The following is an 18,352-nucleotide window of genomic DNA, read 5'->3' as shown; positions in this document are numbered from 1 at the left end:
CCGACGACCGGTACGGAGGAGGATGCTGTGCGGGACCCAGCCGCTTCGCGTCGGTCACTCCGCTCCCGGGTCTCCGTGTCGCCCGGCAGCCACGGGCAGACGGCCCTCGGCCCCGCCGCGGGTGTCCTCAGGGGACGGGACCTGTCCCGCGGCACGGTGTCCGGTGTCTGCCACGGAACGCTGGGCGAGCTGTACCAGGGACCGCTGCGAGCGGGCGCCGACCCTGAGATCGCGGTGGTGTCCTTCCCCGTGGACCGCCACTCCTGGGTCTACTTCACACCCGGGGCGGCGACGGGACCGCCGCGTCCTCCGGTACTGCGTGAGAAGTCGGCGACAGCGGCGCGGCTCTTCCTCGACCACTACGGCCTCACCCTGCCCCCGGGCGACTGGCGCACTCACTCCGAACTTCCGGTCGGCGTGGGGATGGCCAGCTCGACGGCGGACATCGTGGCGACGCTGCGCTGCCTGTTCCACGTCTTCTCCCTGCCGTACGACACGGACGTGGTCCTCGGCGTCCTCGCGGACATCGAGCGCGCCGACAGTGTCTTCCTCGACGGGTTCGCCCTGTACCTCAGCGGCCGGCACCGGGTGGTGCGGCGGCTGGGCGCGGACATCGGCTTCCACACCGCCTACGTGACGGAACCCGGCACGGTGGACACCGCCGCCGTCACTCCCCTGCTGCTGGACCACTACCGGCGCCGCGGCGAGGAGTACGAGCGGTGTCTGACCGATCTGCTGAAGGGCTTCGACTCGGGCGACCCGGCAGCCGTCGCCCGCGCCGCGACGGTCAGCGCCGCGTTGTCCCAGGAGGTGCTGCCCAAGGCGACCTTCGGCAGCCTCCAGGCCCATCGTGAGCGGTTCGGCGCCGACGGCGTCTTCGTCGCCCACACCGGCAGCCTGGCCGGCTACCTCTTCACCTCACGCCCGCGGGCCGAGGTCACGTCCGAACTCTCCGCGTTCTTCCACTCGCTCGGCCACCAGTGCACCTTCGCCCAAGGAGGCTACGGGTGATCCACCCCCACATCGCCGACGCCCTGAAAGTCCCCGACCTCGTCCGGCTCACCGACGGCCTGGTCCTGCTGCGGTTCGAATCGATGAAGATCTACTCGGCCCTGGCCGCCGTCCGCCATCTGCTGGAGCGGGGCACGGTCCGCCCGGGCCAGACCCTCATCGACAGCTCCAGCGGCATCTACGCCTACGCCCTCGCCCTGGCCTGCCACCGGTACGGCATGCGATGCCACATCGTGGCGTCCACCACCGTCGACGCCACCACCCTCGCCCAGCTGGAGATCCTCGGCGCCACGGTGGAACAGGTCAGACCGTCGCGCAACCTCAAGCTCGACCAGGAACTGAGAGTGCGACGGGTGCGGGAGATCCTCGCGGAGCGTCCCGGCCACCACTGGATGCGCCAGTACCACGACGACGTCCACTACCTCGGCTACCAGGAGGTCGCCGACCGGATCGCGGCGGAGTTCCCGCACGCGCCGCTGACCGTCGTCGGCGGGGTGGGGTCCGGAGCCTCGACCGGCGGCATCGTGGAACGCCTGCGCGTGACGGATCCCTCGGTGCGTCTGGTCGGCGTCCAGCCCTTCGGCAGCGTCACCTTCGGCAGTCAGGACCATCACGATCCCGAGGCGATCATCGCCGGCATCGGCTCGTCGATCGTCTTCGACAACGTCCGCCACCACCTCTACGACACCGTGCACTGGCTGGACTTCACCCACGCCATGTCCGGCGCCGTCGCCCTGCTGCGCGAGCACGCGGTGTTCGCCGGGCTGTCCACCGGTGCCGGCTATCTGACGGCGACGTACGAGGCCCGCCGTCACCCCGACCGACTGCACCTGGTGATCGGGGCCGACACCGGACACCGCTACGTGGAGCGCGTGTTCGCCCGGCACACCGAGGCCCTGGACCCGGCCGCGCTGAAGCCCGTCGAGGTCCGCGGTCCGGAGGAGATGACCATGCCCTGGTCGAGGATGACGTGGCGGCGCACTCCCTGCCCGGCACGCTGGAAGGAGAGTGCCGCATGACCGTGGCCTGCCTGGAGTCGCTGACCTTCGGCCTCGGCCGTCTGGTCCGGGCCGCCGACCGGCTCGGCGAGCGCCTGCTGCTCCTCACCCGGGACCCCGCCTACTACACCTACGAACTGGACCGGCTGCCCGCCGGCGCCCTCGACGTCGTCGTGACCGACACCTTCGACGTGGAGCGGTCCGCCGCTCTGCTCCGGCGCACCCCGGGACTGCGCGGCCTGATCAGTTCCACCGACACCTGGACCCTGGCCGGCGCCGCCCTCACCGAACGCCTCGGCCTGCCCGGTCTCGACCCCGCCGTGCTGCGGCTGACCCGGGACAAGGCCGCCGTACGCAACCGGCTGCACGACGCGGGTCTCACCCGCGCACGGGCCGTCGAAAGCGCCGCCCCGGACCGCGAGGCACGCGCGCTGCTGCTCAAGCGGACGGGGCTGCCGCTCGTGCTCAAGGACACGGCGGGCACCGGCAGCCAGAACGTGTGGCTGGTCCGTGACGAGGAGGAACTCGACGCGGCGCTGGCGGAGGCGTCCGGCCGGGACCTGAAGGGACGGTTGTTCGCCGAACCCTATTTCAGCGGCCCGGTGTACAGCGCCGAGACGCTCACCTGGGACGGCCGCACGCGACTGCTCGGCGTCTCCAGCCGGCTCATGTCGCCGGAGCCGCACTTCCGCGAGGAGATCACCGCCTTCCCCGTGGCGTTCCCGGCCCCACAGCGGACATCACTCGAGTCCTGGCTCGATCAGGTGCTCGCCGCCATCGGTTACACCGACCGGTTCGCTCACGTGGAGTTCGTACTGACCGCCGACGGCCCGGAAGTGGTGGAGGTCAACCCCCGCATCGGAGGCGCGCTGGTCGGGGAGGGCCTGTGCCGGGCGCTCGGCGTCAACGTGTACGAGGCGATGATCGAGGCCGCGCTCGGCCGCCGCCCCCGTCTCATGGACGCGGACTGTCCCGGCGGTCCGGCCGTCGCCTTCGTTCTCGGCTACCCGGCCGCACCCGGCGTGTTCACCGGCGTCACCGGGCTCGACCGGCTCACCGGCATGCCGGGAACACCCGCCTGGTACCCGGTCAAACGCGTCGGCGATCCCGTCGAGCACCTGGGCGACAGCCGGGGATACGCGGGCATCGTGTACGCCGAGGCGGAGACCGCCGAACTCGCCACCCACCGCGCGGTGGCCGCGGCCGGTGCCCTGCGGGTACGCACCGGCCCGTTCTCCGACCCGGCCGGCCCGGAGGCGCCCGGTGGGTGAACGCACCGCCCGGGAACCGGGCCTGCGGGCCTCGCTGTTCCCGCTCACCGGCCCGCTGCGGTTCCTCCTGCTCAGCTCGTTCCTCATTCCGCTCGGCAGCTTCATGGTCCTGCCGTTCATGTCGGTGTTCCTGCACGAACGGCTCGGGATGGGGCTCGGCACGGTCGGTGTCGTCCTGGCCGTCGCGTCGCTCGTGCAGTTCTCCGGCGGCATCGTCGGCGGGGCCCTCGCGGACCGGATCGGGCTGCGCCGCACGATGGTGTGGGCCCTCGTCGTGCGCACCGCCGGTTTCACCGGGCTCCTGCTGGCCCTGCGCTGGCCGCCCCTCGCGGTCGGCGCGCTGGTGCTGACCTGCTGCGGTGCCGCGCTCTACCTGCCCGCGAACAAGGCGTACCTGGTGCACGGCGTCGACGACGCGCGCCGGCCGGCGTTCCTGTCGGCGGGCAACGCGGCACTCAACGCCGGAATGGCGGTCGGCCCACTGATCGCCGGACCCTTCGTCCTGTCCTCGCCCGGCTGGCTGTTCGCGGCCGTCACGGCGCTGTTCCTCGCGGTCACGGCGGGACACGCACGGCTTCCCGGACCCGACGGCACGCATCGCACCGAGTCCGCGGACACGGCTCGCCCGGGTCTCCTCGCCGGTGTGGCGGTCCTGCCGTTCGCCGCCAACGCGCTGGCCTTCTACCTCTACTTCCACTTCCAGCACTTCCTGGCGGTGTACGCCGTCGAGCGCGCCTCCAGCGCGTTCTACAGCGTGGTGCTGCTGCTCTGCTTCACGCTGGTCATCGTCGTACAGCCGCTCGCGTCCGGCCTGATCCGGCGCATGCCGTACGCCCTCGCCCTCGCGGTCGGCTTCACCGGTCTGGCGGCGGGCCTGGCCGTGCTGGCGGCCGGTACCCGGGCGGCACTGCTGGCGGGCGGAGCGCTGATCACCCTCGGCGACATCGTGCTGTTCCTCAACAACGACCTGGAGGCGCTGCGCCGCAGCCCCCGCTCCGACGCCGTGGTCTTCGGTCAGCAGCGGCTGGCCGCGGGCCTGGGCGCCTGCGCGAGCGGCGTGCTGGGCGGCCAGCTGTACGGCCTCGGCGAACGGGCGGGACACACTGGATGGTTCTGGCTGCTGGCCGCCGTCCAGTGTCTGCTGCTTCCCCCTCTGCTGCTCACGCTGCGCCGTCGCACGGCGCGGCTCCCTGTCCCCGACGGCGATCCCGAAGGAGCACTGACGCGCGATGACACGGACGGGCGGATTCCAGGACGATGACTTCTGGACCGAGTTCCATGACTTCCTCTTCTCCGAGCAGCGCTACGAACAGGCCGAGGAACTGCTCGACACCTCCCCGCTGCTCGCTCTCCCCGACGGGTCACGCGTGCTGGACCTGTGCTGCGGGCCGGGCGTGTTCACGGTCCCGCTCGCCCGCCGCGGGCACCGCGTGACCGGAGTGGACCTGAGCCCGGCCATGCTGGACCGGGCACGCAAGCGGTCGGCGGACGCCGGTGCCGACGTGACGTACGTACGAGCCGACGCCCGCGCGTACGAGGCACCGGGCGGCTTCGACGTCGTCCTCAACATGTTCACCTCCTTCGGGTACTTCGAGGACCCCGCCGACAACGCGCGCGTCCTGCGCACGATGTACACCTGCCTGGCACCCGGCGGCACACTCGTTCTGGACGTCGCCGGGAAGGAGCTCCTGGCCCGCAGGGTCACCCCGCCCAAGGTGGTGCGGCGGGGCGACGACCTGATGGTGCAGACCGACACCGTGCTGGACGCGTGGGCGCGACTGCGCAGCGAGTGGGTGCTGGTCCGGGGCGAGCGGGTGACACGGGCCACCCTGACCTGGTTCGTGTACAGCGCGGTGGAGCTGCGGCGGATGGCCGAGGAGGCGGGGTTCGGGCGCGTGGAGGTCTTCGGCGGGTTCGACGGGCGCCCCTACGACGAGAACGCCGAGCGGCTCGTCCTGCGGGCGGTCCGCGAGGCGTGAGGAAGGCGGGGCGTGCGGCCGGGCCCGCACGCCCTTTCGCCGTCGGCTCGGGGAAACGTAGGATCACCTGGTCATCGCCGCGACGGGAGACAGGAAGCCGGTGCGAATCCGGCACGGTCCCGCCACTGTGACCGGGGAGCGCCCCTCCGACATGCCACTGCGCCCAGCGCGGGAAGGCGGAGGGAACGCCGATCCGGGAGTCAGGACACTGGTCCGTCGCGGGCCCGATCCGAGGAGCGCGGACTCCAGGAGGCTTCACGTGTCCCCTTCGTTCACCCCTGCCCGCACACGCGGGTTCCTCCGTGCCACGGCCGCTGCCCTGGCTCTTTCGTCCGTGCTGCTGACCACCGGCTGCGGCTCGTCCGACGGGACCGACGGTGACGGGAAGGCCACCGCCGCGGCGCCGGCGGGCTTTCCCGTCACCGTCGACAACTGCGGTGTGAGGACGACCTACGACGAGCCCCCGTCGCGGGTGGTCACCATCCACCAGCACCCCGCGGAACTCATGCTCGCCCTCGGCCTGAAGGACCGCATGGTCGGCACGGCCTTCCCCGACTCCGCCGTCCTGCCCGAACTCGAGAAGGACTACGAGGCGATCCCCGAACTGGCGGAGAGGGAACCGTCGTTCGAGACGGTCCTGGACGCCGAGCCCGACTTCGTCTACGGCGGCTACGGCAGCGCCTTCGACGAGAAGGAGGGCCGTTCCCGCGAGGCGTTCGCCGACGCCGGCATCGACACCTACCTCAACCGCGAGTACTGCGGCAAGAAGAAGGTGACGATGCAGGACACCTACGACGAGATCCGCACCATCGGCACGATCTTCGGTGTCCCGGACCGGGCCGCCAAGCTGGTCGCCGACCTGCAAAGCCGCGTCGGCAAGGCCACCGCGGCGGTCGAGGGCGGATCCCGGGTGTCCGTCTTCGTCTACGACAGCGGCGACAAGAGCGCCTTCACCGCGGGCGGCAAGAGCCTGGGCACCGAGCTCATCCGCCTGGCCGGCGGCGAGAACGTCTTCGCCGACCTGGACGACGTCTTCGGCGACGTCTCCTGGGAGCAGGTCGTCGAGCGCAAGCCGGACGTCATCGCCATCTACGACTACGCCGGCGCCGGAAGCGTCGAGGAGAAGAAGAGGTACCTTCTCTCCCAGCCCGCGCTCGCCGACGTACCCGCCGTCAGGAACAAGCGGTTCGTCGTCCTGCCCCTGACCGCCACCCTGGTCGGCATCCGCTCGGCCTACGCGGTCGAGGACCTGGCCCGCGGACTGCACCCCGAGAGCTTCCGGTGACCCAGGCCGCCACGGGCACGCCCGCCGAAGAGGCGGTGCGCCGGCGGAAGGCCGACGCGTCAGGGGCGGGCCGTACGAAGTTGGCCGTCACACTGCTCGTACTCACCGCCTTGCTCCTGGTCTCCGCCATGGCGGGCCTCGCGATCGGCTCCGTCCAGGTGCCGCCCGGCCAGGTGTGGGGCATCGTGACGCACGCGCTGGGCGCCGGCTGGCAGGATCCGGACTGGTCGCGGGCCCGGGAGACCATCGTGGTGGACGTGCGGGCGCCGCGGGTGCTGCTCGGTGCGGTCACCGGTGCCGGTCTGGCGGTGATCGGCACCGCCCTGCAGGCCCTGCTGCGCAATCCGCTCGCCGAGCCCTACCTGCTCGGCGTCTCCTCCGGGGCGTCGCTCGGCGCGGTCTCGGTGATCGTGTTCGGGGTCACGCTCTTCGGGCCCCTCTCCCTGTCGGTGGCCGCCTTCGCGGGGGCCCTGGGCGCGCTCCTGCTCGTGTACGCCACCGCCCGCACCGGCGGACGCATCACCTCGTCACGGCTGGTGCTGTCCGGAGTGGCGATCGCGGCGGTCCTCACCGCGCTCCTCGATCTGCTGCTGCTCACCACCGACCGCGGCAACGAGGCCCGCGCGGTCCTCGCCTGGACCCTCGGCGGCCTCGGCGGCGTCGACTGGGGCACGCTGTGGCTGCCGAGCACGGCCCTGCTGCTCGGCGTCGGCGTCCTCCTGGCGCAGGCCCGCAACCTGAATCTGCTGCTGGCCGGCGAGGAGGCGGCCACCACGATGGGACTGGACGTCGCCCGCTTCCGCGCCCGGCTGTTCGTGCTGCTCTCCCTCGTGACGGGCGTGCTGGTCGCGGCGGCCGGACCGATCGGCTTCGTCGGCCTGATGATGCCGCACATCGTGCGCCTGTTCGTCGGCGGCGACCACCGCCGGGTCCTGCCGACGGCGGCGCTCGGCGGGGCGGTCTTCCTCGTCTGGGCCGACATCGCCGCACGGACGGTCGCATCACCGATGGAGATACCCGTCGGCGTCCTCACCGCCCTGTGCGGCGGTCCGTTCTTCCTGTGGCTGATGCGCCGGGACGCCCGCCGCGGCACCGACCGAGGAGTGGCATGACCGCGACCGACACGCCCCCGGCCGAACTGCACGTCGACGGCGTCACGCTCACCGCCGGAGCCCGCCACCTGGTGCACGACGTCTCCCTGACCGCCCGCCCCGGCGAGACCATCGGCCTCGTCGGGCCCAACGGCAGCGGCAAGTCCAGCCTCCTGCGCGCCGTCTACCGCGTCCTGCGCCCCGACACCGGGCACGTCCGGGTCGACGGGGACGACGCCTGGGCGCTTCCGGCGCGGCAACTGGCCCGCACCGTGGCGGCGGTGGTCCAGGACTCGGCCGCCGACTTCGACCTGGCCGTCCGCGAGGTCGTCGCCATGGGCCGCACCCCGCACAAACGGCTCCTCTCCGGTGACACCCCCGAGGACGCCGACCTCATCGACCGCGCGCTCCTCGCGGTCGACGCCGTCCATCTGGCCGACCGCCCCTTCGACCGGCTCTCCGGCGGCGAGCGCCAACGCGTCCTCATCGCCCGCGCCCTCACCCAGCAGCCCACCCTCCTCGTCCTCGACGAACCCACCAACCACCTCGACATCCGCCACCAGCTGTCCGTCCTCGACGCTCTGCGCCGCCTGCCCACGACCGTGCTGCTCGCCCTGCACGACCTCAACCTCGCCGCCTACTACTGCGACCGCCTCTACGTCCTCAACGACGGTGAGATCACCGCCTCCGGCCCGCCCTCCGAGATCCTCACCCCACAACTCCTGGCCGAGGTCTACGGAGTCGCGGCGGAAGTCACCACCCATCCACGCACGGGCGCCCCGCAGGTGACCTTCCTCCCCGAGGAGTCACGTTCGTGAGCCACTCCGGCGGCGTTTCCCCCTCTGTGGCGTTCCCGGTTCGGCGTCCCGTCACGTTGTCCGAATGACGGACGTCGCGCTGCCTTCCGGCACGACGACCCCGTAGGGTGACGGATGCAGCTGGTTCGCCCCGTCCGCCAGGCGGGATGCGTCGCAAGAGGGAACCCGGTGGGAATCCGGGACTGCCCCGCAGCGGTGAGCGGGAACGACCGCCGTCATACGCACTGGGTCCGACGTACGGGCCTGGGAAGCGACGGCCAGTAGGTGTCTCGTACGACTTGGTACGACGAGAGGTGCCCGCGAGTCCGAAGACCTGCCACCTGCCCGCGCGCGAACCACTCGTGCGCGGACATCCCGGTGACCTCGTGGGCGGGTTGTGGGCACCCCTGGACCAAGTCCGGGGAGTACATACCGGGCGGACGACCGTGCCTTGCCGGGCGCGCTTCGTGCCGTCCGGTTCGTCACCCCTTCGCGCTCTCGTCCCGTCGCCGGGATCTCAGGGAATCGTCTCGCGAAGGAGATCTCCGTGACAGCGAAGTCCGCAGCCGCGGCAGCACGGGCCACCGTGTACGGCTACCCCCGCCAGGGCCCGAACCGGGAGCTGAAGAAGGCGATCGAAGGCTACTGGAAGGGCCGCGTCACCGCCGACGCCCTCCGGGAGACCGCAGCCGAACTCCGCCGGGACAACTGGCAGCAGCTCGCCGACGCCGGCGTCCACGAGGTGCCGACCGGTGACTTCTCGTACTACGACCATGTCCTCGACACCACCGTCGCCCTCGGCGCGATCCCCGAGCGGCATCGCGTCGCCGTCGAGACCGACGCCCTGGACGGCTACTTCGCCATGGCCCGCGGCACGCAGGACGTCGCGCCGCTGGAGATGACGAAGTGGTTCGACACCAACTACCACTATCTGGTGCCCGAGCTGGGCCCCGACACCGTCTTCACGGCCGACTCGGGCAAGCAGGTCGGCGAGCTGAAGGAGGCCCTGGCGCTGGGGCTGAGCGCCCGGCCGGTCCTGGTCGGCCCCGTCACCTACCTGCTGCTCGCCAAGCCCGCGCCCGGCGTGTCGGCGGACTTCGAACCGCTCACCCTCCTGGACCGGCTGCTGCCGGTCTACGCGCGGATTCTGGCCGACCTGCGGGCGGCGGGCGCCGAGTGGGTCCAGCTGGACGAACCGGCGCTCGTCCAGGACCGTACCCCGGCCGAGCTGAACGCCGCCGCCCGCGCCTACCGCGACCTCGGCGCCCTCACCGACCGGCCCAAGCTGCTCGTCGCCTCGTACTTCGACCGGCTCGGTGACGCCCTGCCGGTGCTGGCCAAGGCGCCGGTCGAGGGCCTCGCCCTGGACTTCACCGAGTCCGCGGCCGGAAACCTTCAGGCTCTGGCCGCCGTCGGCGGACTGCCCGGCAAGCGGCTGGTCGCCGGCGTCGTCAACGGCCGCAACATCTGGGTCAACGACCTGGCGAAGTCCCTGTCCACCCTCGCCACCCTGCTCGGGCTGGCCGGCCGGGTCGACGTGGCCGCCTCCTGCTCCCTCCTCCACGTGCCGCTGGACGCGTCGGCCGAGCGTGACATCGAGCCGCAGATCCTGCGCTGGCTCGCCTTCGCCCGGCAGAAGACCGCCGAGGTCGTCACCCTCGCCAAGGGCCTCGCCCAGGGCGCCGACACGATCGCCGCGGAACTCGCCGCCAACCGCGCCGACCTCGCCTCCCGTGCCGGCTCCCCCATCACCCACGACCCGGCCGTGCGCGCCCGCGCCGCCGCCGTCACCGAAGCCGACGCCCGACGCTCCCAGCCCTACACCGAGCGGGCCGCCGCCCAACGGGAGCACCTCGGTCTGCCGCTGCTGCCGACCACCACCATCGGCTCCTTCCCGCAGACCGGCGAACTGCGGGCAGCGCGTGCGGACCTGCGGGCCGGCCGGATCGGCACGGCCGCCTACGAGGAACGCGTCAAGGCGGAGATCCAGGAGGTCGTCTCCTTCCAGGAGAAAACCGGCATCGACGTCCTCGTGCACGGCGAGCCCGAACGCAACGACATGGTCCAGTACTTCGCCGAACAGCTCACCGGCTACCTCGCCACCCGGCACGGCTGGGTCCAGTCCTACGGCACCCGGTACGTCCGCCCGCCGATCCTGGCCGGCGACATCTCCCGGCCCGAGCCGATGACCGTGCGCTGGACGACGTACGCCCAGTCCCTCACCTCCCGGCCGGTCAAGGGCATGCTCACCGGTCCGGTCACCATGCTCGCCTGGTCCTTCGTCCGCGACGACCAGCCTCTCGCCGACACCGCCCGCCAGGTCGCCCTCGCCCTGCGTGACGAGGTCACCGACCTCGAGACGGCCGGCACGTCCGTCATCCAGGTGGACGAACCGGCCCTGCGCGAGACCCTGCCGCTACGCGCCGCCGAGCACTCGGCCTACCTGGCCTGGGCCACCGAGGCGTTCCGCCTGACCACCGGCGGCGTGCGGCCGGACACCCAGATCCACACCCACATGTGCTACGCCGAGTTCGGAGACATCGTCCAGGCCATCGACGACCTCGACGCCGACGTCATCAGCCTGGAGGCCGCGCGCTCACACATGCAGGTCGCCCACGAGCTGGCCGCTCACGGCTACCCGCGTGAGGCGGGCCCGGGCGTGTACGACATCCACTCCCCGCGTGTCCCGAGCGCCGAGGAGGCCGCGGACCTGCTGCGCACCGGCTTGCAGGCCATCCCGGCGGAGCGGCTGTGGGTCAACCCCGACTGCGGCCTGAAGACCCGCGGCTGGGCGGAGACCCGCGCCTCGCTGGAAAACCTGGTCGCCGCCGCCCGCACCGTGCGCGACGAGCTGTCCGGGTCCTGACCCGCACGACCCGAGAGGCCGGGGCGCCACCGGTGCCCCGGCCTCCACCCTCCACAGGACCGCCCCACCGCGGGGAGCGGTTCGCGCAAGCGGAGGGGACTCGCGGGCGCCGCCAGGGGGAGGCGGGCCAGCTTCTAGAGGCCGCTCCTACTCGTTCGATTTCATGCCCCCCGCACGCGACCGGGCCCTACCTGTTCGTCACGTCCGCCACCGCCGCGCAGCGGCTCTCCCCGGCCGAGGGCCACCGGGCTCAGCTGCCTGTGCCTGCCCTGACGTCCGCAGGCACGCTCAGCGCCTCCGGTCCGGCCATGACTCCGCCGAGTCACGGCCGGACCCGGGGCCCGTCGCGCCAGCGGAGGGTCTACCAGGAGGACTTGGTGACCCCGGGCAGGAAGCCGGCGTGGGCCTGTTCCCGCACGCGGACGCGCGACAGGCCGAACTTCCGCAGGTGACCGCGCGGCCGCCCGTCCACGCTGTCCCGGTTGCGTACTCGGGTGGCGCTCGCGTTGCGGGGCTGGCGCCGCAGTTCTTCCACTGCGGCCCGGCGTTCGGCGTCGGTGGAGGACGGCCGGCGGATGATCTCCTTCAGCTCCGCGCGGCGGGCCGCGTACCGCTCGACGACCGCCTTGCGCTTCTCGTTCTGCGCGATCTTGCTCTTCTTGGCCATCAGACCTTCCCCCCTCGGGCGCGGATGCGGGCCACGGCGGCCTCGATGCCGATGCTGTCGACGGTCTTGATCGCCTTCGCGCTGAGCGTCAGCCGGACGTACCGCCCCTCACTGGGCAGCCAGTAGCGCTTGCGCTGGATGTTGGGGTCGAAACGGCGCGAGGTGCGCCGATGCGAGTGGGAGATGGTGTTGCCGAAGCCCGGCTGGGCGCCGGTCAGTTGGCAGTGGGCGGACAAGGTCGTACCTACCTCTCACCTGAGACGGGGCTAGTTTTTGGTAATGGAAACCATTCCCATATAGTACCGCTCATGGCACGCAATGAGGTACGCCCGATCATCAAGCTCCGCTCCACCGCGGGAACCGGCTACACGTACGTCACCCGCAAGAACCGCCGCAACGACCCCGACCGCATGGTCCTGCGCAAGTACGACCCGGTCGCCCGGCGCCACGTCGACTTCCGCGAGGAACGCTGACCTCCCGCACCACGCCACCGACCTCCGATCCCAAGGACGCCCCATGAAGCCCGGAATCCACCCCGCGTACGGTCCCGTCGTCTTCCGCGACCGTGCCGCGAACTACGCGTTCCTCACCCGCTCCACCATGACCAGTGACAAGACGATCGAGTGGGAGGACGGCACCACCTACCCGGTGGTCGACGTCGAAATCTCGAACGTCAGCCACCCCTTCTACACGGGCACCGCCCGGGTCCTGGACACCGCCGGGCGAGTCGAACGGTTCGAACGCCGGTACGGCCGACGCGGAGCCAACTGATGCGGGACGAGACCGGACTGCCCGTCGTCATCGTCGCCGGGCTCCACTCCGAGGCACGCCGCAAGGTCGTGGAGCACCTCCTGCGCCTGGTACCCGGCAGCGTCGCCCTTCACCACGACCTGTCCTCCGCGGCCGACGGCACCGTTCTGCGCCAGGTGCGCGACGCTTCGGGCGAGCTGTCACGAGAAGAGGCCCCGCTGGTCAACGACTGCGCGTGCTGTGCGCTGCGCGAAGACCTGGTCCCCGAGCTGGAACGACTCGCCGACACCGGCCTCACCCGGCTCGCCGTCGTCGAACTCTGGGACTCCGTGGAACCCAAGGGGATGGCCGAGGTCGTCGTCCACCACGGCGGCGACGCGATCCGGCTCACCAACGTGATCACCGCGGTCGACCCGGCACTCGTCCTCCCCTGCCTCGGCAACGGCGACGACCTGGCCGAGGCGGGCCTCGCGGCCGCGGCCGGCGACCAGCGCACGGTCGGCGACACCTGGGCCAGGCAACTGGAGTACGCCCCCGTTCTCGCCGTCGTGGAGAGCGAGGACGCCGACGACGAGGACCGCGCACTGCTCACTCAACTCCACCCCACCGCACGCCAGGTGAGCGCCGACTCCCCGGAACTCGCTCGGCTGGCCTTCGCCGGCTTCGACATCGAAGCCGCCGCGGCAGCCCAGCACCCGGCCTGCGCCCTGCTCCCCCAGGAAGCCGAAGAGGCAGGCGTCACCACATTCGTCTGGCGCCGGCACCGCCCGTTCCACCCCGAACGTCTCTACCAGGCGCTGGAAGACCTCTGCTGCGCCGCGGCCCGCAGCCGCGGACGGTTCTGGCTCGCCGACCGCCCCGACACCCTGCTCGCCTGGGACGCCGCAGGCGGAGCCCTGTGCGTGGAGAGCGCCGGCCCGTGGCTCGCCTCCCTGCCGGACGCCGCCTGGGAACTGGCCCCGCCCGTACGCCGAGCGGCCGCCGCACTGGACTGGCACCCCGAGCACGGCGACCGCTGCCAGCACCTCGTCTTCACCTCACCCGGCCTGGACCGCGACGGACTCGAGCGGGTGCTGGAGTCCTGCCTGCTCACCGACGCCGAGTACGCCGCGGGGCCCGAAGCGTGGAAGCGATTCCCGGCCGCATTCAACTCTCTCCTCGACCCCGTCGCGTAATCCAGGCCCCGTCCGCCTCAGCACAGAAGGAGCGCCATGGCCCCCCGCCAGAACCCCCGCAAGCCCGTCAAGTCCCGTCCCAACCCGCTGGACGCGGCCGGGATCACGTACATCGACTACAAGGACACGGACCTGCTGCGGAAGTTCATCTCCGACCGCGGCAAGATCCGCAGCCGCCGCGTCACCCGCGTCACGGCTCAACAGCAGCGGCAGATCGCCGCAGCGATCAAGAACGCCCGGGAGATGGCGCTTCTCCCCTACTCGACTCGATGAGAGGCGACCCCTTAGTCCTGCACAAGCCTTTGCCCAAGCAATACGGAAGCACACGAGATGCACCCCTTGGAGGAGGGGTGCATCTCGATTTTCTGCGCCCGACACGCCAACGGAAGGCCGTGATGAGCGCACTGCACCAGCGCGGCGGCTTCACCTTGCATCCGGTACACCGTGGTCAGACCGATGGTGATGCCGGAGAAAGGCGGGGAGCGGCTGTACCGACCTCGGCCCGCCGACGGGCGGCACCGCCACTGTCTCGTCTGCCGCGGCTGCGGCCTCAGCACGGAGGTCGAGCACTCGCTGGAACTGACCGGTGTCTGCGACCGGTGCGGTTCACCCGGATCGCTCCGGGCCAGGGCTCCGCGGAGCGCGCGCTTGAACGGCGTCCCACCGACCGGCGGCGAGGAGCCGGCCGGCCTGGTTGCCGGTGCGCCGGAGGTCCGCGGCGCGGGGGCACCGGAGACCGGCACCTGCGTGACGGCGACCGGCACCTGGCACCCCCGGGGCCGCCTCGGCTCGGCGGCTGCCTGGCCCCCGTCGCGGCCCCGGCTCGGGCCTACCTGAAAACGGCTTCGTCCGGTGTGGACGCCCCGTTCCAGTTCATGCGTGACCACGGGAGCGCGAGTTCGTCCGTGCCGCGGACCTGCCGCGGGGCCAGGTCCTCGATCCGGGACGCCTCCCGGTGCCGGGCGAAGACCGTGTCGACGTAGCGGTGTCCGGTGTCGGCAGCGATGAACAGGGTGGTGCGGGCGGGCTCTTCACGGTGTTCCCAGCGCGCGGTGAGATAGGCGGCGCCCGTGGACAGGCCCGCGAAGACGGCGTGCCGGCGCAGCAGATCGACGCTGCCCGCGAGGGCGGCGTCGAAGGCGAGCCAGTGCAGGGTGTCGTAGAGGTCGTGGCGGACGTTGCCGAAGGGGATGGAGCTGCCGATGCCGGCGATGATGATCTCCGGGTCTGCGACGTGAGCGCTGCCGAACGTGACGCTCCCGTAGGGCTGGACGCCGACGAGCCGCACATCGACGGACCGTTTCCTCAGGTAGTGGGCGAGGGCGCCGGTCGAGGCGCCCGACCCCACACCCCCGACGAGGACGAGAGGGCCGCCTCCGGTCCGGACGTGGATCGACTCGGCGACGGCCTCATAGCCGAGGTAGTGGATGTCGTCGTGGTACTGGCGCATCCAGTGGTAGTCCGGATGGTCGCGGAGGATTTCCTGGACGCGGGCGACGCGGCGGCTCTGGTCCAGCTTGAGGTCGCTGCTGGGCGGCATCTGCTCCAGGTGGGCGCCGAGGATGTCGAGTTGGGTGCGCAGGGTGTGGTCGACGGTGGTGGAGCCGACGATGTGGCAGCGCATGCCGTGGCGGTGGCAGGCCAGGGCGAGGGCGTAGGCGTAGATGCCGCTGGAGCTGTCGACGAGGGTGTCGCCGCGGCGTACGGCTCCGGTGTCGAGCAGGTGGCGTACGGCGGCCAGGGCGGAGACGACCTTCATCGTCTCGAACCGCAGGCAGACGAGACCGTCGTCGAGACGTATCAGGTCCGGGCGGCCGACGGCTTCCGAGATGTGGTCGTCCACGGGAACTCCTCGCTGATGGGGGACGCGGAGAGGGTGAAGGTCCGGGTCGGCGCGATGCCTTCCCGCTGGAGGGCGCGGGTGCAGTGGCGCAGGCCGCGGCGCAGCGCGGGAGAGCGGGGGTCGTAGAGGATGCCGGCGACGTTGCCGCTGTGGGCGATCTGCACGCCGACCGCGCCCGTGCGGTCGGCGATGCCCGTGAGGACGGGGAACTCCTCGTGCTGCAGGACGCGTTGACACATGCGTGCGCTGGCGGTGCTGACCCGGCCGAGCAGCACGGTGTCGGTGTCGCGGACCGCGCGGCGGAGCATGCGGAGCAGGTGTCCGTACGCCGCGAGGTCGTCGTGGTGGACGCGGGTGGGCAAGGAGAGGGTGTCGACGGGCGCGCCCTGACCGAGTACGCACCCCACCACGACGACGGGTGGCAGCGCGTCGCCCAGCACTTCGAGGACCCGGCCTTCCCGCTGCGCGAACAGCAGCGGGCGCGAGCCGTACATCAGGGGGTCGCTGGCGCCCTCCGCGCGCACCGCGATGCGGGCGACGGTGTCCGGTGGCAGGAGCAGACCCCACGCGTCGGCGACCGCCCGGATCGTGGCGATGACGTCGCTCGTGGAGGAGCCCATGCCGAGACCGACGGGGAGGTCGCCGGTGAGGGCCAGTTCGCCGCCGCAGGGTTGCGCGCCGAGGCGCGCGGCGCACTCACGGACGGTGAGGACGGCGGCCGTGCGGGCCTTGGTCCGGCCGTCGGGCTCCACCGTCACCTCGTCCGGCGGGCTGCCGGGCCGGCGCGCGAACCGGGCGGCGCTGCCCGGTCCGTTCATCGGCAGGGTGACCAGTGCGTGAACCGGTCGGCGACGCTCGTCGAGGAAGACGCCCTGGATGATCTCGCCGTGATGACATGCGGCGTGGCCGGTGCCCGCCCTGCCGGGGGCGGCGGTCTCCGATGGGCGGGTGACGGACGTCATGCGGCGGCCACCGCCCGGTAGCGGTACAGGGTCGTGGCGTCGGCGCTGAACTGGGAGAAGGGGAAGGGCTCCGCGGACAGGGCGGTCACACCGGCGCCGAGGAAGGCGCGTGCGACGGCGCTGCCGGTCTGGGCGTACACCACCAGGGGCACCTCACGCTCGCGGCAGCGGGCCAGGACGGTGTCGAAACTGCCGTTGCTCAGGGTCATGCCGGTCGCCACCACGGCGTCGGCGGTGTCGAGGACCTCGTGCATGTCGTCGGTGACCGGGTCGCCCCACTGGGTGGTACGCAGGTTGAAGTCGCAGAGGAGAGGATCACCGCCACGCTCGCGGATGGCCGCGACGAGTGGATTGACGACACCGATCAGACCGACCTTCGCCCCGGCCTCGATGTCCAGCAGTCCGGCGATCGCCGCGTCGCGGGCCAGCGCACGGGTCTCGGGCGTTCCGGCGGGCAGGGTGACCGGTTCCGCCCCGGCCGCCTCCCGGTGCGGGCTCACGGCGCCGAGGTAGGCGTCGAGCGCGGCGAACCGCAGCGGCCTCGGTGCCTCGCGCAGCAGAGTGTCGAGAGAAGCCCCGGAGGCGTCGCGGCATATGGCCGCGTCCACCTCGCCGGCCTCGAAGGCGCAGGCGCCGAAGGAGCCGCCCTGGCGGACGAGGAGGTACTGATTGAGGTAGGTGGTGTTCCCGCCGGCCAGCCGCGTGCCGTGGTGCAGCCAGAAGACGCTCGTGGCCACCAGGTCGGCGGGGCGGGGGCCGAGGTCGCCCGCCAGCACGCCGGCCAGGAGTTCGTCGGTGTTGTTCATCGCTGTCCTCCGGTGCGGGACGTGTCGTGGCTGATGCGGAAGAGGAAGGTCAGGACGCCGTCCTGCCAGTCGTGGAGGTGGTCGATCCGAGGACTGAGTCCGTGGTCCAGGGCATGCTGGACGAGGGCACGCAGGTCGGCGGTGTTGGAGGCGATCACATGGATCTCACCGCCGGGGGCGAGCAGGTTCCTCTCCGCGATCTGTGCGAAGAACTTCGCCAGGAGGGACGCACCCACGCAGACGTTGCGCACGACGTCCGGGTCGTCGCTGACGGTCCGGCTCACGGCCGGCGGGTTGAAGGTGACGACGTCCAACTGGACGTCGTCGGCCAGAGCGTCGAAGAGGTCACTCACCGCGGGGAGGAACGTGGTGTCCGGACGCTCGCCGACCAGGCGCCGGTAGTGTCCGGTGGCGGCGGCCACGCTCTCCGGGTGGACGTCGAGAGCGTGGATCTCCCGGGCGCCCCGGACGCCCGCCGCGGCGGCCTCGACGCCCAGACCCACGCCCATGGCGGCGTACCGCAGGCCGCGTGTCTCGATACGGCCGTCGAGCACCCGCTCGTGGATCAGGCGGCTGGTCCAGCCGGGCAGGAAGACGCCGGGCGGAACGTCGAACGTCCAGCCGTTCCACTCGTAGGCACGGGTGGTGTGCAGATCGGCCTTGGGCTGATTGAGCGAGATGATCAGGTCGGCGGGCAGGGGCGGGGGCAACTGCTCGAGAAGAGCCGGGCCGAGGGAGTCACGGTCGATGTCCATGAAGTCCTTTCCTTGTCACACAGCGGGACGGCGCGCAGCCACGCCGATGAACGGCCTGTCGGGCGGGCGTTCCGTCTGCCCGGACAGGCCGTGGTG

Annotated in this window: 19 protein-coding genes and 2 riboswitches; of the genes, 13 read left to right on the top strand and 6 right to left on the bottom strand. The window is 71.8% G+C overall.

Features of this window, described 5'->3' with window-relative positions; all coding sequences use genetic code 11:
• Nucleotides 1-75: 75 nt before the first annotated feature.
• The 9 genes from ACFOSY_RS12665 (at nucleotide 76) to metE (ending at nucleotide 11,298) form a co-directional block, all read left to right on the top strand.
• Nucleotides 76-1,011, top strand: a complete 936-nt coding sequence (locus ACFOSY_RS12665; protein WP_394306868.1) for a GHMP family kinase ATP-binding protein — start codon at nucleotides 76-78, stop codon at nucleotides 1,009-1,011.
• The gene (locus ACFOSY_RS12660) at nucleotides 1,008-2,030 is read left to right on the top strand and encodes a cysteine synthase family protein (RefSeq protein WP_394306867.1); all 1,023 of its coding nucleotides are present in this window, start codon (nucleotides 1,008-1,010) and stop codon (nucleotides 2,028-2,030) included. Before ACFOSY_RS12665 ends, ACFOSY_RS12660 begins: the two co-directional genes overlap by 4 nt.
• A complete protein-coding gene (locus ACFOSY_RS12655; RefSeq protein WP_394306866.1) occupies nucleotides 2,027-3,280 on the top strand; it encodes an ATP-grasp domain-containing protein in 1,254 nt (417 codons plus the stop codon). Before ACFOSY_RS12660 ends, ACFOSY_RS12655 begins: the two co-directional genes overlap by 4 nt.
• Entirely contained in the window at nucleotides 3,273-4,541 is a 1,269-nt protein-coding gene (locus ACFOSY_RS12650; RefSeq protein WP_394306865.1) for an MFS transporter, read from the top strand. The genes ACFOSY_RS12655 and ACFOSY_RS12650 overlap by 8 nt, the downstream gene beginning before the upstream one ends.
• Nucleotides 4,510-5,259: a class I SAM-dependent methyltransferase gene (locus ACFOSY_RS12645; RefSeq protein WP_394306864.1), complete on the top strand. Its 750-nt coding sequence runs from the start codon at nucleotides 4,510-4,512 to the stop codon at nucleotides 5,257-5,259. Before ACFOSY_RS12650 ends, ACFOSY_RS12645 begins: the two co-directional genes overlap by 32 nt.
• A gap of 53 nt (nucleotides 5,260-5,312) precedes the next feature.
• Nucleotides 5,313-5,490: riboswitch (cobalamin riboswitch) on the top strand.
• Nucleotides 5,491-5,518: 28 nt separating this feature from the next.
• Nucleotides 5,519-6,544 (top strand): ABC transporter substrate-binding protein, encoded by a 1,026-nt coding sequence (locus ACFOSY_RS12640; protein WP_394306863.1) that lies wholly within the window; start codon nucleotides 5,519-5,521, stop codon nucleotides 6,542-6,544.
• Nucleotides 6,541-7,656 (top strand): FecCD family ABC transporter permease, encoded by a 1,116-nt coding sequence (locus tag ACFOSY_RS12635; RefSeq protein ID WP_394306862.1) that lies wholly within the window; start codon nucleotides 6,541-6,543, stop codon nucleotides 7,654-7,656. Before ACFOSY_RS12640 ends, ACFOSY_RS12635 begins: the two co-directional genes overlap by 4 nt.
• The gene (locus tag ACFOSY_RS12630) at nucleotides 7,653-8,453 is read left to right on the top strand and encodes an ABC transporter ATP-binding protein (RefSeq protein ID WP_394306861.1); all 801 of its coding nucleotides are present in this window, start codon (nucleotides 7,653-7,655) and stop codon (nucleotides 8,451-8,453) included. Before ACFOSY_RS12635 ends, ACFOSY_RS12630 begins: the two co-directional genes overlap by 4 nt.
• Nucleotides 8,454-8,557: 104 nt before the next feature.
• Nucleotides 8,558-8,788, top strand: a riboswitch (cobalamin riboswitch).
• Between the two features lie 191 nt (nucleotides 8,789-8,979).
• Complete coding sequence (metE, locus tag ACFOSY_RS12625) at nucleotides 8,980-11,298, top strand: 5-methyltetrahydropteroyltriglutamate--homocysteine S-methyltransferase (protein ID WP_394306860.1); 2,319 nt, start codon at nucleotides 8,980-8,982, stop codon at nucleotides 11,296-11,298.
• A 361-nt stretch (nucleotides 11,299-11,659) separates the two neighbouring features.
• Here metE and rpsN read toward each other — a convergent pair whose 3' ends face one another.
• Entirely contained in the window at nucleotides 11,660-11,965 is a 306-nt protein-coding gene (gene rpsN / locus ACFOSY_RS12620; RefSeq protein WP_225656982.1) for a 30S ribosomal protein S14, read from the bottom strand.
• The gene (gene rpmB / locus ACFOSY_RS12615) at nucleotides 11,965-12,201 is read right to left on the bottom strand and encodes a 50S ribosomal protein L28 (RefSeq protein ID WP_030833456.1); all 237 of its coding nucleotides are present in this window, start codon (nucleotides 12,199-12,201) and stop codon (nucleotides 11,965-11,967) included. The genes rpsN and rpmB overlap by 1 nt, the downstream gene beginning before the upstream one ends.
• A gap of 72 nt (nucleotides 12,202-12,273) precedes the next feature.
• On the opposite strand from rpmB, the gene rpmG reads away from it, so the two are divergent.
• From rpmG to rpsR, 4 genes are read left to right on the top strand one after another with little or no spacing between them, the layout of a single operon-like run.
• Complete coding sequence (gene rpmG / locus ACFOSY_RS12610; RefSeq protein WP_269726976.1) at nucleotides 12,274-12,438, top strand: 50S ribosomal protein L33; 165 nt, start codon at nucleotides 12,274-12,276, stop codon at nucleotides 12,436-12,438.
• A 43-nt stretch (nucleotides 12,439-12,481) separates the two neighbouring features.
• Nucleotides 12,482-12,736 (top strand): type B 50S ribosomal protein L31, encoded by a 255-nt coding sequence (locus tag ACFOSY_RS12605; protein WP_394306859.1) that lies wholly within the window; start codon nucleotides 12,482-12,484, stop codon nucleotides 12,734-12,736.
• Nucleotides 12,736-13,890 (top strand): CobW family GTP-binding protein, encoded by a 1,155-nt coding sequence (locus ACFOSY_RS12600; protein WP_394306858.1) that lies wholly within the window; start codon nucleotides 12,736-12,738, stop codon nucleotides 13,888-13,890. Before ACFOSY_RS12605 ends, ACFOSY_RS12600 begins: the two co-directional genes overlap by 1 nt.
• Before the next feature lie 36 nt (nucleotides 13,891-13,926).
• Nucleotides 13,927-14,163, top strand: coding sequence for a 30S ribosomal protein S18 (gene rpsR, locus ACFOSY_RS12595; protein WP_369153189.1), 237 nt, complete (start codon nucleotides 13,927-13,929; stop codon nucleotides 14,161-14,163).
• Between the two features lie 556 nt (nucleotides 14,164-14,719).
• Here the strand turns inward: rpsR and ACFOSY_RS12590 are convergent.
• From ACFOSY_RS12590 to ACFOSY_RS12575, 4 genes are read right to left on the bottom strand one after another with little or no spacing between them, the layout of a single operon-like run.
• Nucleotides 14,720-15,733 carry a pyridoxal-phosphate dependent enzyme gene (locus tag ACFOSY_RS12590; RefSeq protein WP_394306857.1) on the bottom strand — a complete coding sequence of 338 codons (1,014 nt, stop codon included), beginning with the start codon at nucleotides 15,731-15,733 and terminating at the stop codon, nucleotides 14,720-14,722.
• Nucleotides 15,691-16,695 carry a GHMP family kinase ATP-binding protein gene (locus ACFOSY_RS12585; protein WP_394306856.1) on the bottom strand — a complete coding sequence of 335 codons (1,005 nt, stop codon included), beginning with the start codon at nucleotides 16,693-16,695 and terminating at the stop codon, nucleotides 15,691-15,693. The genes ACFOSY_RS12590 and ACFOSY_RS12585 overlap by 43 nt, the downstream gene beginning before the upstream one ends.
• Nucleotides 16,692-17,501 carry a Rossmann-like domain-containing protein gene (locus ACFOSY_RS12580; protein WP_394306855.1) on the bottom strand — a complete coding sequence of 270 codons (810 nt, stop codon included), beginning with the start codon at nucleotides 17,499-17,501 and terminating at the stop codon, nucleotides 16,692-16,694. The genes ACFOSY_RS12585 and ACFOSY_RS12580 overlap by 4 nt, the downstream gene beginning before the upstream one ends.
• Complete coding sequence (locus tag ACFOSY_RS12575) at nucleotides 17,498-18,256, bottom strand: methyltransferase (RefSeq protein WP_394306854.1); 759 nt, start codon at nucleotides 18,254-18,256, stop codon at nucleotides 17,498-17,500. The genes ACFOSY_RS12580 and ACFOSY_RS12575 overlap by 4 nt, the downstream gene beginning before the upstream one ends.
• Nucleotides 18,257-18,352: the final 96 nt, after the last annotated feature.

The organism is Streptomyces lusitanus (assembly GCF_042647945.1).
Taxonomy (GTDB): Bacteria; Actinomycetota; Actinomycetes; order Streptomycetales; family Streptomycetaceae; genus Streptomyces; species Streptomyces pseudogriseolus.
This window is presented reverse-complemented; position numbering and strand designations above follow the sequence as displayed.

Coding starts and splice junctions, on each gene's coding strand:
- rpsR (WP_369153189.1), top strand. CDS start 13,927: ATGGCCCCCCGCCAGAACCCCCGCAAGCCCGTCAAGTCCCGTCCCAAC.
- ACFOSY_RS12630 (WP_394306861.1), top strand. CDS start 7,653: ATGACCGCGACCGACACGCCCCCGGCCGAACTGCACGTCGACGGCGTC.
- ACFOSY_RS12600 (WP_394306858.1), top strand. CDS start 12,736: ATGCGGGACGAGACCGGACTGCCCGTCGTCATCGTCGCCGGGCTCCAC.
- ACFOSY_RS12655 (WP_394306866.1), top strand. CDS start 2,027: ATGACCGTGGCCTGCCTGGAGTCGCTGACCTTCGGCCTCGGCCGTCTG.
- ACFOSY_RS12575 (WP_394306854.1), bottom strand. CDS start 18,256: ATGGACATCGACCGTGACTCCCTCGGCCCGGCTCTTCTCGAGCAGTTG.
- rpmG (WP_269726976.1), top strand. CDS start 12,274: ATGGCACGCAATGAGGTACGCCCGATCATCAAGCTCCGCTCCACCGCG.
- ACFOSY_RS12580 (WP_394306855.1), bottom strand. CDS start 17,501: ATGAACAACACCGACGAACTCCTGGCCGGCGTGCTGGCGGGCGACCTC.
- rpsN (WP_225656982.1), bottom strand. CDS start 11,965: ATGGCCAAGAAGAGCAAGATCGCGCAGAACGAGAAGCGCAAGGCGGTC.
- ACFOSY_RS12605 (WP_394306859.1), top strand. CDS start 12,482: ATGAAGCCCGGAATCCACCCCGCGTACGGTCCCGTCGTCTTCCGCGAC.
- ACFOSY_RS12585 (WP_394306856.1), bottom strand. CDS start 16,695: ATGACGTCCGTCACCCGCCCATCGGAGACCGCCGCCCCCGGCAGGGCG.
- ACFOSY_RS12645 (WP_394306864.1), top strand. CDS start 4,510: ATGACACGGACGGGCGGATTCCAGGACGATGACTTCTGGACCGAGTTC.